Annotated in this window: 12 protein-coding genes and 1 riboswitch; of the genes, 7 read left to right on the top strand and 5 right to left on the bottom strand. The window is 45.1% G+C overall.

From position 1 onward, the window contains the following. Positions 1-90 precede the first annotated feature (90 nt). From BDD39_RS14360 to BDD39_RS14375, 4 genes are all read right to left on the bottom strand, one after another. On the bottom strand, positions 91-1,755 hold the full coding sequence (locus tag BDD39_RS14360) for a glycoside hydrolase family 13 protein (protein WP_166911722.1): 1,665 nt from the start codon (positions 1,753-1,755) through the stop codon (positions 91-93). A 138-nt stretch (positions 1,756-1,893) separates the two neighbouring features. Beyond that, positions 1,894-2,820, bottom strand: coding sequence for a 2-dehydropantoate 2-reductase (gene panE, locus BDD39_RS14365; RefSeq protein ID WP_166911724.1), 927 nt, complete (start codon positions 2,818-2,820; stop codon positions 1,894-1,896). A gap of 119 nt (positions 2,821-2,939) precedes the next feature. Then, on the bottom strand, positions 2,940-3,143 hold the full coding sequence (locus BDD39_RS14370; RefSeq protein ID WP_017435755.1) for a YbdD/YjiX family protein: 204 nt from the start codon (positions 3,141-3,143) through the stop codon (positions 2,940-2,942). After that, on the bottom strand, positions 3,136-5,214 hold the full coding sequence (locus BDD39_RS14375; protein ID WP_166911726.1) for a carbon starvation CstA family protein: 2,079 nt from the start codon (positions 5,212-5,214) through the stop codon (positions 3,136-3,138). The genes BDD39_RS14370 and BDD39_RS14375 overlap by 8 nt, the downstream gene beginning before the upstream one ends. Before the next feature lie 329 nt (positions 5,215-5,543). Here BDD39_RS14375 and BDD39_RS14380 point away from each other — a divergent pair, with 329 nt between their 5' ends. From BDD39_RS14380 to BDD39_RS14390, 3 genes are all read left to right on the top strand, one after another. Next, on the top strand, positions 5,544-6,005 hold the full coding sequence (locus tag BDD39_RS14380; protein WP_166911728.1) for a hypothetical protein: 462 nt from the start codon (positions 5,544-5,546) through the stop codon (positions 6,003-6,005). A 146-nt stretch (positions 6,006-6,151) separates the two neighbouring features. Continuing rightward, positions 6,152-6,349, top strand: a riboswitch (cobalamin riboswitch). 128 nt (positions 6,350-6,477) lie between these two features. Beyond that, on the top strand, positions 6,478-8,763 hold the full coding sequence (locus BDD39_RS14385; protein WP_166911730.1) for a ribonucleoside-diphosphate reductase subunit alpha: 2,286 nt from the start codon (positions 6,478-6,480) through the stop codon (positions 8,761-8,763). A gap of 11 nt (positions 8,764-8,774) precedes the next feature. Further along, positions 8,775-9,815 (top strand): ribonucleotide-diphosphate reductase subunit beta, encoded by a 1,041-nt coding sequence (locus BDD39_RS14390; RefSeq protein WP_166911732.1) that lies wholly within the window; start codon positions 8,775-8,777, stop codon positions 9,813-9,815. 14 nt (positions 9,816-9,829) lie between these two features. Here the strand turns inward: BDD39_RS14390 and BDD39_RS14395 are convergent, their stop codons facing one another. Then, a complete protein-coding gene (locus BDD39_RS14395) occupies positions 9,830-10,504 on the bottom strand; it encodes a YjbE family putative metal transport protein (RefSeq protein WP_166911734.1) in 675 nt (224 codons plus the stop codon). A gap of 353 nt (positions 10,505-10,857) precedes the next feature. Between BDD39_RS14395 and BDD39_RS14400 the strand changes: the two genes are divergently transcribed. The 4 genes from BDD39_RS14400 to BDD39_RS14415 all read left to right on the top strand — a co-directional run bounded on the left by BDD39_RS14400 (position 10,858) and on the right by BDD39_RS14415 (position 14,282). Next, positions 10,858-11,748 carry a DMT family transporter gene (locus tag BDD39_RS14400; protein WP_166911736.1) on the top strand — a complete coding sequence of 297 codons (891 nt, stop codon included), beginning with the start codon at positions 10,858-10,860 and terminating at the stop codon, positions 11,746-11,748. 11 nt (positions 11,749-11,759) lie between these two features. Further along, entirely contained in the window at positions 11,760-12,068 is a 309-nt protein-coding gene (locus BDD39_RS14405; RefSeq protein WP_166911738.1) for an antibiotic biosynthesis monooxygenase family protein, read from the top strand. A gap of 118 nt (positions 12,069-12,186) precedes the next feature. After that, the gene (locus BDD39_RS14410) at positions 12,187-12,747 is read left to right on the top strand and encodes an RNA polymerase sigma factor (RefSeq protein WP_166911740.1); all 561 of its coding nucleotides are present in this window, start codon (positions 12,187-12,189) and stop codon (positions 12,745-12,747) included. Next, positions 12,744-14,282 carry a DUF4179 domain-containing protein gene (locus BDD39_RS14415; RefSeq protein ID WP_166911742.1) on the top strand — a complete coding sequence of 513 codons (1,539 nt, stop codon included), beginning with the start codon at positions 12,744-12,746 and terminating at the stop codon, positions 14,280-14,282. The genes BDD39_RS14410 and BDD39_RS14415 overlap by 4 nt, the downstream gene beginning before the upstream one ends. Positions 14,283-14,306 lie beyond the last annotated feature (24 nt).

Consider the following 14,306-nt stretch of genomic DNA (forward strand, 5'->3'; position numbering starts at 1 on the left):
CTCCAGTTACCAAACTAAAAGATATGACAGGCGCCAGTGCTGTCTACGCAAAAGCAAAATAAAGCTGCCGCAATGAACGGCAGCTTTTATCTATTTCAGCAAATATACACGCGCTTCATAAGGCTTTAGCTTAAAGCGGGTGGCGTTTTTATGCGGCTTTACGTCATAGTTTTGCAACACTAAGTTTTCGGTGCTTAAGTGGATGCCGTCATAACGGTACAGCGCTGGTTGGTCGCTCAGATTAACAATAATGACTGCTTTTTCGCCTCCGAGCGTTCTTGTGTACGCATAAATTGTCGGATGCTTTTCTAAAAGTAAATCGTACGTTCCATAAACGAACACTTCGTTCGTTTTGCGAAGCTGAATCATTTTTTTGTAAAACGAAAGCACGGAGTTCGGGTCACGCAATTGTGCCTCAACATTAATAGTCTTATAGTTTTCGTTTACTTTCATCCATGGCGTTCCCATCGTAAACCCAGCGTTTGGCGCGTCGGACCATTGCATTGGCGTGCGCGAATTGTCGCGCCCCGTTTTCCAAATCACTTCCATAATTTCTTCGTGGGAGCGGCCCTTTTCCCGTTCGATTTGATACATTCTTTTAATGGCGACATCATTGTAGTCTTCAATATTCGGAAATTGGACGTTCGTCATGCCGATTTCCTGGCCTTGATAAATAAAAGGCGTTCCTTGCATCAAAAAGTAGAGTGCGCCGAGCGCCTTGGCGCTTTCGACCAAGTATTCCCTGTCATTTCCCCATGTCGAAACGGAGCGGGGTTGATCATGGTTTTCCAAAAACAGCGCGTTCCAGCCGCAATTTTCGAGTCCCTTTTGCCATTTCGTAAGCGTGCGCTTTAATTGGCGCACATCTACGCCGCCATTCGTTCCTTTGTGCCATAACCCTAAATGTTCAAATTGGAAAATCATATGGAAAATGCCGTCTTCTTCGCCGACCCATTGTTCGGCATCGTCGACAGTCACGCCGTTCGCTTCCCCGACCGTCATAATATCATAACGCGCAAACGTTTGCATTTTCAACTCTCTTAAATAATCCATAATCCCCTCTTGGTTCATATGGCCAGCAAAAGACGGAACATAATCCAACCCTTTCGGATTCGGCAAATCCGGCAATCCCGGTTTTTTCTTAATGTGGGAAATCGCGTCAACGCGGAAGCCGTCAATGCCTTTATCGAGCCACCAGTTAATCATTTGATAAAGCGCTTTGCGCACTTCTTCATTTTCCCAGTTCAAATCCGGCTGCTTTACATCAAAGATATGCAAATAATATTGGCCGGTTTTCGCATCGTACTCCCAGGCGGAGCCGCCAAAAATACTTTCCCAGTTGTTCGGCTCTCGGCCGTTTTTTCCATCGCGCCAAAAATACCAATCCCGCTTCGGGTTGTCCCGTGATGAACGCGATTCGATAAACCATGGATGTTCATCGCTTGTATGGTTAATGACTAAATCTAAAATTACCTTCATGCCGCGCCGGTGAACTTCCTCAAGCAATAAATCAAAGTCTTCCATTGTCCCGAACTCTTCCATAATCGCATAGTAATCGCTGATATCATATCCATTATCGGCGTTTGGCGACTTGTAAATCGGGCATATCCATATAATATCGATTCCAAGGTCTTTTAAATAATCAAGCTTCTCGATTATACCGCGGAGATCGCCGATTCCGTCCCCGTTTGCATCCATGAAGCTCCTTGGGTAGATTTGATACGCCACTCCTTCTTTCCACCAAGCTTTCTTCAAGGCTGCATCCCCCTCTTTTTGTGCATACGTTTTTAGTACTAACTGTACACTACATGATAGCGATATACAATCTTTTTTGCAAAAAAGAAGGCAGCCTTCTTTTCGACACATATCGGAAGGCTGCGCTTTTTCCATTTCTTACTTTGTTTTGGAGAGATTCGCCTCATAAATTTTTAGATTATGGTATACCACTTTTAACAGCGGTGTTTCGGTTTCGTATTGTTTCGCCAACGAAAGCAAGTAACCTTGCAAATGGTCGGCTTCAATCAACTGCCCTTTTTCCATATCGCGCTGCATCGATGACTTCATTGTCGCTTCTATTCCGTTTAATTGCACCAGTTGTTTTTCTCCGATATTATCGGCAATTGGTGCTCCATGCGCCCGCATCACGGCTGCAATCTCTTTTAGCAATCCGAAAATAATTTCTTGCCCGTACTTTCCAGAACGAATTGGGCCAATCGGCGCGCGAAACAACGTCGTCACTCCCGACATCGTTGCAATAAATAAATATTTATTCCACATATCTGTCGCAATGTGCTCACTTAAACGGAAACGGGCGTTGCAGCCGGAAAATAATTGTTCCAACGCAAGAACGCGCTCCGTCCGCTCCCCGGACCATTCGCCAAAGCGAACATCGTGGGAAGCGCTCGTTTGCACGATTTCCCCATGTTCATTCAATGTTGTTTCAATAAAGCAAAGCCCGCCGAGCACATTATCTTTTCCAAATTCCTCCCAAAGCAAGTCCATATGCGCCATGCCATTTAACAGCGGCAAAATCAGCGTTGTTTCGCCTACATACGGTTTCGCGTCGCGAATTGCTTCCGGAAGATGGTACGCTTTGTTGGAAAAAATGACGACATCAAACGGCTCGTCCTGCTCGCCCGTTACAATCAGCTTCGGAGATAGCACCGCATCGCCGTGAACACTACGAATCACTAGCCCCTGCTCCTGCAGTCGTTTTTTTCTTCGCTCACGGACAAGAAACGTCACGTCCACTCCCTTTTCCAGCAATCTTCCGCCAAAATAACCGCCGACCGCACCGGCGCCGACAACAAGAATGCGCATCTATGTATTCCCCCTTGCAAAAATACGATATTCATTTCCGCATGACTGCCGAACATAAAACAAACGTTATAAAAGGAAAAAGGGGAACGTGCCCTTCCCCTTTTTCCCTTCTTATCAGCTTAGCAGCAACGCGAAACTTTTCCACCCTTCCCGTTATAACGCGCTTCCTGCACTTCGCAGAAAAACTCTTTTCTTGATTTGATCGGCTCTCCTGGATGGTGTGTTTTCATATGCTCGACATATTTCTCATAATTGGGAACGCCGACAAGTAAATCAAGAAATTGCTTGCGGTAGGACAGAATCGTATGAAGCCACTTACGCATAATGTTTAACCTCATTTCCTCCATCTCTTGGAATATAAGGTGCCTCTTTCAACGACACATGTTTGTTTTGCAATACCTTAATCCACGTATTTACAGAAGAAATCAACATCGCAATGACAACAAGCATGAAAATCGCGCAAAGCGTTGCGTCGATATAGTCGTTCATAATAATTTGATTCATTTGCGCCTCATTTGTCGCTGGCGCTAAAACTTTGCCTTGGTTTAACGCATCTTTAAACACATTGGCATGGGCGAGAAAACCGATTTTTGGATTGCTGTGGAACAGCTTTTGGTATCCCGCGGTGAGCGTGGCAACTAAAAGCCAAATCGTCGGAATAAGCGTTACCCAAACGTACGCTTTTTTACCCATTTTGAACAGCACCGTCGTGCCGAATAGTAACGCAATTCCCGCCAGCATTTGGTTGGCAATTCCGAACAGCGGCCACAACGTATTAATACCGCCAAGCGGATCGACTACCCCTTGGTATAGGAAATATCCCCAAGCAAGAACGCACAGCGTCGTTGCGATAATATTGGAAACCAGCGAATCCGTTTTGCCAAGCGGTTTGTAGAAAGTGCCCATAATATCTTGAATCATAAAGCGGCCGATGCGTGTGCCAGCGTCAATCGTCGTTAAAATAAAGAGTGCTTCAAATAAAATCGCGAAATGATACCAGAACGCCATTAATGTTTTGCCGCCGATCACCTTCGAGAGAATAACCGCCATTCCAATCGCCAATGTTGGCGCCCCGCCAGTACGTGATAAAATCGTTTGCTCGCCGACATTTTTCGCAAGCTCTGACAGCATGTCAGGCGTAACGGTAAATCCCCATGACGATACGACTTTCGCTGCTTGCACTACATCTTGACCGATGGCAGCAGCCGGGCTGTTGATGGCAAAATATGCTCCCGGGGTCAGCACGCATGCTGCCACCATCGCCATGACAGCGACGAACGATTCCATCAACATCGCGCCATAGCCGATCGGGCGGGCATGGCTCTCGATTTCAATCATTTTTGGCGTCGTACCGGAAGAAACAAGCGCATGGAATCCCGATACAGCACCGCAAGCGATCGTAATAAACAGGAATGGGAATAAGTTCCCCGCAAATACCGGGCCAGTGCCGTCGACAAATTTCGTTAACGCCGGCATTTGCAAATCTGGCGCTACGACTAAAATGCCTAACGCAAGGCCGACGATCGTGCCGATTTTTAAGAACGTGCTTAAATAGTCACGCGGCGCAAGCAATAGCCATACCGGCAATGCCGATGCGACAAATCCGTAAATGATCATCAAGATCGCGATCGTTTCGCCTTTTAATGTAAAAATTTCCGCTAACGTTGGGTTTTGTGCTACATGCTGTCCAGCGACGAGGGAAAGCAAAAGCAGAACAAATCCGAGTAAAGAAGCTTCCCCCACGCGTCCCGGACGAATAAAGCGCATGTAAATGCCCATCAAAATCGCAATCGGAATCGTCGCGGCGATGGTGAACATTCCCCACGGGCTTCCTACAAGCGCTTTCACAACAACCAGCGCCAAAACAGCCAATAAAATAATCATGATTCCTAAAATACCAAGCGCAGCAATGAAGCCTGTCACAGGGCCGATTTCTTCTTTTACCATCTCGCCAAGCGATTTGCCGTTGCGGCGCATCGAAGCGAATAAAATAACAAAGTCTTGCACGGCTCCGCCTAAAACAACACCGATCACAATCCAAAGTGTTCCCGGCAAATATCCCATTTGCGCCGCCAAAATCGGTCCAACAAGCGGTCCGGCGCCGGCAATAGCTGCGAAGTGATGGCCGAACAACACCCATTTGTTCGTCGGCACATAATCTTTTCCGTCGTTAAATATCTCGGCAGGCGTTTTGCGATTGTCATCGAGCTCAAATACTTTGCGGGCGATAAACTTGCTATAAAAACGGTATGCTACCGCATACGTACATACAGCGGCAACAATCAGCCAAATCGCATTAACCGTTTCGCCACGGCTTAATGCGAGGACCGCAAACCCTGCTGCTCCAAGTACAGAAATAAGACCCCAAAGCAAAACGGATTTAAGCCCCTTCACATTTTTTCCCCCTTTGTTGTTTATTAAAATTCATTACATTAATATTATATTAATTATTCTGAAAAATTTAAAGAATATTTTTGGATTTACGCTAACCAATAATATAATGGACAAGCATTTCATGCCATAAATCCATATATTTACAAAAAGTAAGAAACATTCGCTTTATTATTATTTAAAAAAAGCATAAAATCACGTTTTTTTGCTAAATAATGTAATTAAAGTAAACATTAAGGGTATGGAAGTTTCGTTTTTGCTTCGTTTTTTTTCGTCGCAATAACAAACAATGCGACATTCGAACAAATTATTTTAGTAAAGGGTTAGAAAACGTGAAAGCAATGGAACGGTTGTTATGGAGCATTGCCCTGCCTGGATTTGGGCAACTTTTAAACAGAAAATATTTTAAAGGCACTTTATTTATCTTTTTGGAGTTTCTTATTAACATGCAATCGCGGTTTAATGAGGCCATCCGGTTAAGTTTTTTAGGGAATACTCATGAGGCCGCCAACATCATTGACTTTCAATGGCTCATGTTTTATCCATGTTTATATTTTTACGCGATGTGGGATGCGTTCAAAGATGCGGGCGGAGGGCAAACCCCTTACTCGTTCCTGCCGTTTGTGTTTTCCGCCTATTTCGTTACCGTCGGCTTGATGCTTTCATCAAGCGTCACATTTTTGGGCATATTTTTCGGTCCTATTTGGCTGCCGATGCTGTTTGTCATTCCCGGGATATGCATCGGGCGGCTGCTTCAAATTTTATTGCTAAAATTCCATCCCCCGCGCCAATGAGAAATGCTTGGACAACGAAACAGCATTTCTCATTTTTCTTTTCGCCGTAAAATCATAGTTGAATTTTCCAGCGTTTTATTATATGCTTATACCAACAATAACAAAATACTATATATTGTGTTTTTTGTTTAACAAGCAACTATATATAGTGAAACCACAAGCAATGGTGTCCGTTCGGACTTAATAGGGAATCTGGTGCGAATCCAGAACTGCCCCCGCAACTGTATGTGCGGACGAAATGGAACATCCACTGTATGCGCAAGCTCGTTTGGGCGCGCGTATGGGAAGGATCCAAAGTAGGAAGAAGCACGAGTCAGGAGACCTGCCTTGCTTGGTTGCGTTTCATGTTCTCCGGGGTGCGAGAAGATGAAACGATGGTGGAAAAGGGCTTCACCTCCCCTTTTTATGCTGTCGTTTCATCCACTCGTTGACCCGAGTGGATTTTTTTATGGACGACAAGGAGGAGAAAACGATGGCGTTGCAAACAAGCAATACGATGATTACGAAAGAAAATGGACAAGCCGAGCCATTTTCCCGCGAGAAACTTATTTCCTTTATCCGCCGCACGACAAGCGATTTTCCGCACTTACGGACAGATGGCTATATCGAACGCATCATCCGTGTGATCGAACATAAAGAGGCCATTTCTGTCGAGCAGTTCTTTCATTATCTCATACTCGAGGGGCTTTCCTATATTAGCGAAACGGAACCGGAATGGACGTTTGTCTGCGCCCGCATTTATTTAAAACAATTATATAAAGAAGCGGCAAAGCAGCGCGGATACGACGAAGCTCAACGTTACGGCAGCCTTTATGATTTAATTGCTGCACTTGTCGAAAAGGGAGTGTATCATCGTTTCCTTTTGGAAAATTATACGAAAGAAGAAATCACGGAACTCGCCAAACTCATCGATCCGGAAAAAGACAAGCTGTTTACCTATATCGGCTTGCGCACACTCGCCGATCGCTACCTTGCTCGCGACTACGAACGCAACTTGTATGAGCTTCCGCAAGAGCGGTTTCTCATCATCGCGATGACGCTAATGGCCAAAGAGCCAAAGCAGCGCCGTTTTGCCCTTATCCAAGAAGCGTACTGGGCGTTAAGCAACTTGTACATGACCGTTGCCACACCGACTTTGGCAAACGCCGGCAAAAGCTGCGGACAACTGTCGAGCTGCTTTGTCGATACGGTCGATGACAGCCTGCAGGGCATTTACGACAGCAATACCGACATCGCCAACCTTTCAAAATCGGGCGGCGGAATCGGCGTCTATCTCGGCAAAATCAGAAGCCGCGGCAGCGACATCAAGGGCTTTAAAGGCGTTTCCTCCGGCGTGATTCCATGGATGAAACAGCTTAATAACACCGCCGTCAGCGTCGATCAATTAGGGCAGCGCAAAGGCGCTATTTCCGTTTATTTAGACGTCTGGCATAAAGACATTTTTGCTTTTTTGGATGCGAAATTAAATAACGGCGATGAACGAATGAGAACGCACGATTTATTTACGGGGGTCTGCATCCCGGATTTATTTATGGAGCAAGTCGAAAAACGCGGCGATTGGTATTTGTTTGACCCGCATGAAGTGCGCAAAGTGATGGGATTTAGCCTTGAGGACTTTTACGATGAAGAAAAAGGGCGCGGCAGCTTCCGCGAAAAATATTGGCAATGCGTTCATGAAGAGCGGCTTTCAAAAGAAAAAGTGCCGGCGATTGAAATAATGAAAAGCATCATGCGCAGCCAATTGGAATCGGGCACACCGTTTATGTTTTACCGCGACGAAGTAAACCGGAAAAACCCGAACGCGCATCTCGGCATGATTTACTGCAGCAACCTTTGCACGGAAATCGCGCAAAATCAAAGCCCGACCGTTGTCGAAAAGCAATATACGAAAGACGGAAAAATTATCATTGAGAAAATCCCCGGCGATTTCGTCGTCTGCAACTTGTCGTCGATTAACCTTGCCCGCGCCGTTACCGACAACGTGCTTGAGCGGCTCATCCCGATTCAAATGCGCATGCTTGATAACGTCATTGACTTAAACAGCATCCCTGTCCTGCAAGCGCAGCTGACGAATCAAAAATACCGCGCCGTCGGACTCGGCACGTTCGGCTGGCACCATTTGCTCGCATTAAAAGGCATGCGCTGGGAATCGGAAGAAGCGGTCGAATATGCCAACAAGCTGTACGAAAAAATCGCCTATTTAGCGATCCAAGCAAGCATGGAATTGGCGAAGGAAAAAGGCAGTTATCCCGCATTTCCAGGCTCCGATTGGCAGACGGGCGCCTATTTTGACAAGCGCGGCTACCGCCGCAACGACAACGTCGACTGGGACACGCTGAAACAACAAGTCGCCAAACACGGCATGCGCAACGGTTACGTCCTGGCGGTCGCGCCAAACGCTTCAACCTCGATTATCGCCGGCAGCACCGCGAGCATCGACCCGATCTTTTTAAAAGTGTACGCGGAAGAAAAGAAAGATTACAAAATTCCGGTCACGGTACCTGATTTAAATGAAAAAACAACATGGTACTATAAATCGGCGTACCATATCGACCAGCATTGGAGCATCAAGCAGAACGCAGCACGCCAACGCCATATCGACCAGGCGATTTCATTCAACTTTTATGTCATGAACACGATTAAAGCGAAAGAACTGTTAGACCTTCATCTCACCGCCTGGAAGTCGGGACTAAAAACAACGTATTACGTCCGTTCCACTTCCAGCGCGATCGATGAATGCGAATCCTGCGCAAGTTAAGGGGGAAAAACATGGTACATGCATTAACAAAAAGAGTCATCATGGATCCGGAAGCACCCAACCGCTCAACGCGAATCATTAACGGCAAAAGCTCAAACGTCTTAAATTGGGATGATATCGCATATCCTTGGGCTTACGCCAAATATAAACGGATGCTGGCAAACTTTTGGACGCCGTTTGAAATCAATATGTCGCAAGATGTCAAGCAATTTCCATTGCTATCCGAGCGCGAACAAGACGCGTTTTTGAAAATTATCGGCCTGCTCGCCCTGCTTGACAGCATTCAAACGGACTACGCCGGCAGAGTCGCCGATTATATTACCGATTCAAGCATTAACGCGCTCATGATCATGCTTGCCCAGCAAGAAGTTATTCATAACCATTCGTATTCTTACGTGCTTTCGAGCCTTGTGCCGAAAAGCAAACAGGACGAAGTATTTGAATTTTGGCGGAACGAGCCGATTTTGCGCAAACGAAACGATTTTGTCACAAACGGCTACAAATCGTTTGCCGAAAATCCGAACGTGGAAAACTTGTTAAAATCGATTGTCTATGACGTGATTTTAGAAGGATTGTTTTTCTACTCCGGCTTTGCTTTCTTTTACAATTTGGCGCGCAATCAAAAAATGGTCGCGACAAGCACGATGATTAATTATATCAATCGGGACGAGCATATTCATGTCGACCTGTTCGCCAAAATTTTTAAAGAAGTGCTGAACGAATACCCGGAATACAATACACCGGAACTTGCCCAATTTGTGCGAGAAACGTTCATCAAAGCAGCGGATCTGGAAATCGAATGGGCCAATCATATCATCGGCAACGATATTGATGGCATTGATATGCATGATTTGAGCGCCTACATCAAGTTTTACGCTAACGTCCGCGCCCATCAGCTTGGCTTTAACCGTCCGTTTGACGGCTATCGAACAAATCCATTGCGCTGGATTAAAGCGTATGAAGAAGTCGACCTCGGAAAATCGGATTTCTTTGAACAAAAATCACGGCAATATACAAAAGTGAATATCGATAACGGATTTGATGAGTTATAAGCAAATGCCGCCAATCATCCGTTGGCGGCTTTTGTTTCTAATTTGTTTTCACTCTTCTTCTTTTTTAACGTGCCAGCGGCAATCACCCCAGCGATAACAAGAACTTCAAATCCGTATTTTACAACCGGATTGGCAAAGTACTGATCTAAAAACGGTTCCTCCACAATCATTTTCGAGGCCGTCCATGCAAGCACTCCCGCTCCGATGGTAATCATTATTGGGAAACGCTCGATCCATTTCAAAGTTAACGTACTTCCCCATACCATAATAGGCACGGAAATTAATAATCCTAATATAACTAATAAGAAGCTTCCGTGCGCGGCTCCTGCTACCGCCAGCACGTTATCCAATCCCATTAACGCATCGGCGATAATAACGGTGCGAATCGCTTCCCATAAGCTGCCCCCCGCTTCGACGTCATGGCTTTTTTCCTCAACAAGCAGCTTATAGGCAATCCAGACAAGCAAAATCCCGCCGACTAATAGCAGTCCCGGAACGTTTAATAACCAGACGACAAACAATGTCGCCAGCGCGCGGATCACCACCGCGCCCACCGTTCCCCAAATGACTGCTTTTTTCTGTTGATGCTTCGGCAAATTTCGCGCCGCCAAGCCAATGACGATCGCATTGTCGCCCGCTAGTATAAGATCAATAATAACAATCGATAAAAGCGCTGTTAAAAATTCCACCTATCATTCCTCCCTTTCTCCGCGAAAATAAAAAGACCTTTACCGATTTGGTAAAGGCCCTTTCATAAAAACAGACCTTTACCAACATTGGTAAAGGTCTCGCTAACAACGTTGCCGTTGCCAACAAAGCCGAGGGCGTTGCCCTGAACTGACGACTTTGCTGTTAAAGCTACTCCCCTTTAACAGAGAAAATATATATTTTGCTTTACAGCTTAATGATATTCAATCTTTATATATATTGTCAACCAAAATTGTTATGAACATGTACAACAATAGCCGTTATTGCGAAACATCTCTCCTACCGATAGAAAAAATGATATAATTCAGAAAAAGATATACTGGAGGCATATCTAATGAACGCAAAAGAGTTTACAGCACTGTTTCTCCTCGCCGCGTTATGGGGAGCCTCTTTTTTATTTATGCGCATCGCTGCCCCTGCCATCGGTCCTGTTCTAACAATTGAATTACGCGTCCTGATCGCCGGCATCGTGCTGTTATTGTATGTATGGATGTTTAAAAAAAGCGTAGAGCTGAAAGCTTATTGGAAGGAATATCTTATCGTCGGGGCGCTGAACGCGGCCATTCCATTTACGCTCATCGCCGCTGCCACGCTGCATTTAACGGCTTCCGTAGCGGCCATCTTGAATTCGACCACGCCGTTGTTTACCGCGCTTGCTTCGCGATGGTTTCTTCACGAGCCGCTTTATGCAAAAAAATGGATTGGCATCGTCCTCGGCACGGTCGGCGTGTTTGTATTAGTTGGTTGGAGCCCTGTTCCGCTGTCGATGCAAACCGTTTTTTCCGCGTTACTGTCGATTTTGGCCGCGTTCTCATACGGCTGTGCCGGTGTGTATGCCAAAAAAGCGTTTACGGGAGTTTCTTCCTTATCGTTGTCGATTGGGCAGCAACTAGGCGCCGCTGCCGTGCTCATTCCGTTGGCAGCCTTTAGCATTCCAACGAAACAAGTATCGCCGCTCGTCGTGTATTCGATATTGGGGCTGGCCGTTTTTTGCACGGCGATTGCTTACTTATTTTATTTTTACTTGCTAGCAAACGTCGGGCCAACCAAAACGTTAAGCGTTACCTTTCTCGTCCCTGTTTTCGGTGTCATTTGGGGAATGATTTTCCTTCACGAAAAAATCACGGTTGGCATGATCGGCGGCTTAACGATTATTTTAACAAGCATTTTCCTTTTGTCAGATGTCAAAATCACCGTGAAGCGGCAAGAATATATGAAAGGATAGGGGGAAAAACGATGGAAAAGCCATATTACGCAGTGATTTTCACCTCGGAGCGCACTGAAGGAGACCACGGATATGATGCGATGGCGAAACAAATGGTGGAACTAGCTTCCCAACAGCCTGGCTTTCTTGGCGTCGACAGCGTCCGCGACGAAAACGGCGTCGGAATCACCGTTTCGTACTGGGACTCTCTTGAAGCGATTCAACAATGGAAGGTGCACGCGGCACACCAAATCGCTCAAGAAAAAGGAAAGCAGCAATGGTACGAGCGCTATTCAGTCCGGGTGTGCAAAGTAGAACGGGAATATGGGTTTGAAAAGTAACCCAGACTGCTGCATTTCGTCAGCAGTCTTTTTTAATGCATAATAAAAAATTGAACCTTTTCTTCTTCGACTTCGCCTTATATGCAGATAAAACTCTGACAAAAGAAAGGATGGTTGTATGCATGATGAACAACATCTTTTGGCGCAGTGCAGACAAGGAAACAAAGATGCTTTTTATCTGCTTGTTTCCCCGCATCTAACGAAAGCGTACCGGCTCGCTTTTACGATACTTCGCTCACATCACGACGCCGAAGACGCCATACAAAACAGTTTGCTCGAAGCCTATCGCGCAATCAGCGAAGATAAGGAAATTCACCATTTCTCGTCATGGTTTTACCGGCTTGTCACACACCGCGCCATTGATTTGGCGCGCAAACTCGGAAAAGAAAGGCAATATACCGAAATCAGCGATATGCTTCCGTTTTTATCGAATTCCCATCACTTGCCCGTTGACGAAGTGATCAGCAAAGAAGAGGAGCAGGAGCTTTTGGCGCATATTCTTAAGCTCGACATGAAATATCGCGTTATTCTTGTGCTTTATTACTATCAAAACATGAAGATTAGCGAGATTGCCGAGCTTCTCCAAATCAAAGAAGGCACGGTGAAATCGCGGCTGTTTCAAGCTCGAAATCTGCTTTATCAAGCATATCAAGAAGAGCGGAAGGAGGAACTTCGATGAGTTTTCAAGATGATTTTTGGAAACGGAAAATCGAAAAATCAATGGATCATATCCAAGTTCCGGAAAGCGTTTTTACCTTTGCCAAAGAACTGCCTTTCCAAATGGAACAGCAGCAAAAGCGGAAACTCACCCGTAAATCAAAATGGAGAAAATGGCTAACGATTGCTGCCGCTTCCGTCGTCATCGGAATTTCAGCGGGGGCTTACATTTCTCCATCATTCGCCGCCTACATTAAATCCTTTTTCATCCGCCCTGAACTGGATGAAGGCTTGCAAACCGCTGCGAAAGAAGGATTTTCCGAAACAACAGAAGCCTCTGTCACCGATCACGGCATTACGCTTAAAATCAAAGAAATAATGGCGGATACGAATCGTCTTATCTTTACGTATAGTCTTGAAAACAAAAATGGAAAATTTATCGACCCAACCATTCTTTTTGCGAAAGAGCAATGGGGACCAGAACAAACAATGTATTTTGTGAAGGGTCTAAACGCATTTTACATTACAAACGAGAAAGGGGAGATCGTATCCACCAATACAACATATCAAACAAAAACGGGAAGAATGGTTTCGCAATCTATTGATCGAGTATTCCCTCACGGCCATCACGCTGATCTTATGTTCGCATTAAACGATAAAGCCCGCGAGGCAAAGCGGCTTTTTATTCATATCGATATTCATCAGATCGGTACGGTCGAAGGAGAATGGAAACTTAAAATTCCAGTTAATATGAATAAAAGCATGATGGCTACAAAAACAATCCCGATCAACAAAACGTATGTAACAAAAGACGGATTGCAAGTCACCATAAAAAATCTCGTCCATTCTCCTACATTAACAAGCATTGATATAGAAACATCGTGGACGGAGGAAGGAAAAGAACGGCCAGAAAGCCACCCAGAATACTGGCTTGGGGACCAAATGTTTTATCAGCCGCTATTTGATATTGTCGATAGCAAAGGAAATATTGCCGCTACAACTTTACCAAGATGGGACATCGAAAAATCAAAAAGTGCGGTATTTGTTTATAAAGAAGAACTTCCTTCCCGACATCCAAATATCGTCCGCTGGCGCTATTCGTTCCTCCCGTTTTCACCAAAAGGAACATATACATTTGTATTTCGCGGGATCGAAAGAGTGGAATTCCCAAATCAATCGATGACGTTCTCTGTGGACGAATTGAAAAAACAGCCGATTTCTCTTCGCTATAAAGGAAATACGCTTACGCTTCATCAGTTAAGATTGGATAAAAGAAAACAAGCAGGTATATTAGAGACAGAAGAAAACACTTATTCATTTATGTATTTCGAACTGAGCGATGAAAAACAACGTGTTTACACAATAAACACAAAAGACTTTTCAGAGACACCGATCATTCACTATGACAAAAACACCATGATGTACAACATAAAAAGAAATACAATAGTAGATGGAATGAATAAAATGCCGAAACAATTGACAGTAACGTTAAAAACGGTAATTGTATCTTATCTAAATGAGAATTGGCACGTTTCCCTTCCTGCTAGAAATGAATGATAAAAAAGCAGGGCGCTCCCCTGC

This window comes from Saccharococcus thermophilus (assembly GCF_011761475.1).
Taxonomy (GTDB): domain Bacteria; phylum Bacillota; class Bacilli; order Bacillales; family Anoxybacillaceae; genus Saccharococcus; species Saccharococcus thermophilus.

Excerpts from the sequence above, each read along its gene's own strand:
- BDD39_RS14390 (WP_166911732.1), top strand. The coding sequence starts at position 8,775 with ATGGTACATGCATTAACAAAAAGAGTCATCATGGATCCGGAAGCACCC.
- BDD39_RS14385 (WP_166911730.1), top strand. The coding sequence starts at position 6,478 with ATGGCGTTGCAAACAAGCAATACGATGATTACGAAAGAAAATGGACAA.
- BDD39_RS14405 (WP_166911738.1), top strand. The coding sequence starts at position 11,760 with ATGGAAAAGCCATATTACGCAGTGATTTTCACCTCGGAGCGCACTGAA.
- panE (WP_166911724.1), bottom strand. The coding sequence starts at position 2,820 with ATGCGCATTCTTGTTGTCGGCGCCGGTGCGGTCGGCGGTTATTTTGGC.
- BDD39_RS14370 (WP_017435755.1), bottom strand. The coding sequence starts at position 3,143 with ATGCGTAAGTGGCTTCATACGATTCTGTCCTACCGCAAGCAATTTCTT.
- BDD39_RS14410 (WP_166911740.1), top strand. The coding sequence starts at position 12,187 with ATGCATGATGAACAACATCTTTTGGCGCAGTGCAGACAAGGAAACAAA.
- BDD39_RS14415 (WP_166911742.1), top strand. The coding sequence starts at position 12,744 with ATGAGTTTTCAAGATGATTTTTGGAAACGGAAAATCGAAAAATCAATG.
- BDD39_RS14400 (WP_166911736.1), top strand. The coding sequence starts at position 10,858 with ATGAACGCAAAAGAGTTTACAGCACTGTTTCTCCTCGCCGCGTTATGG.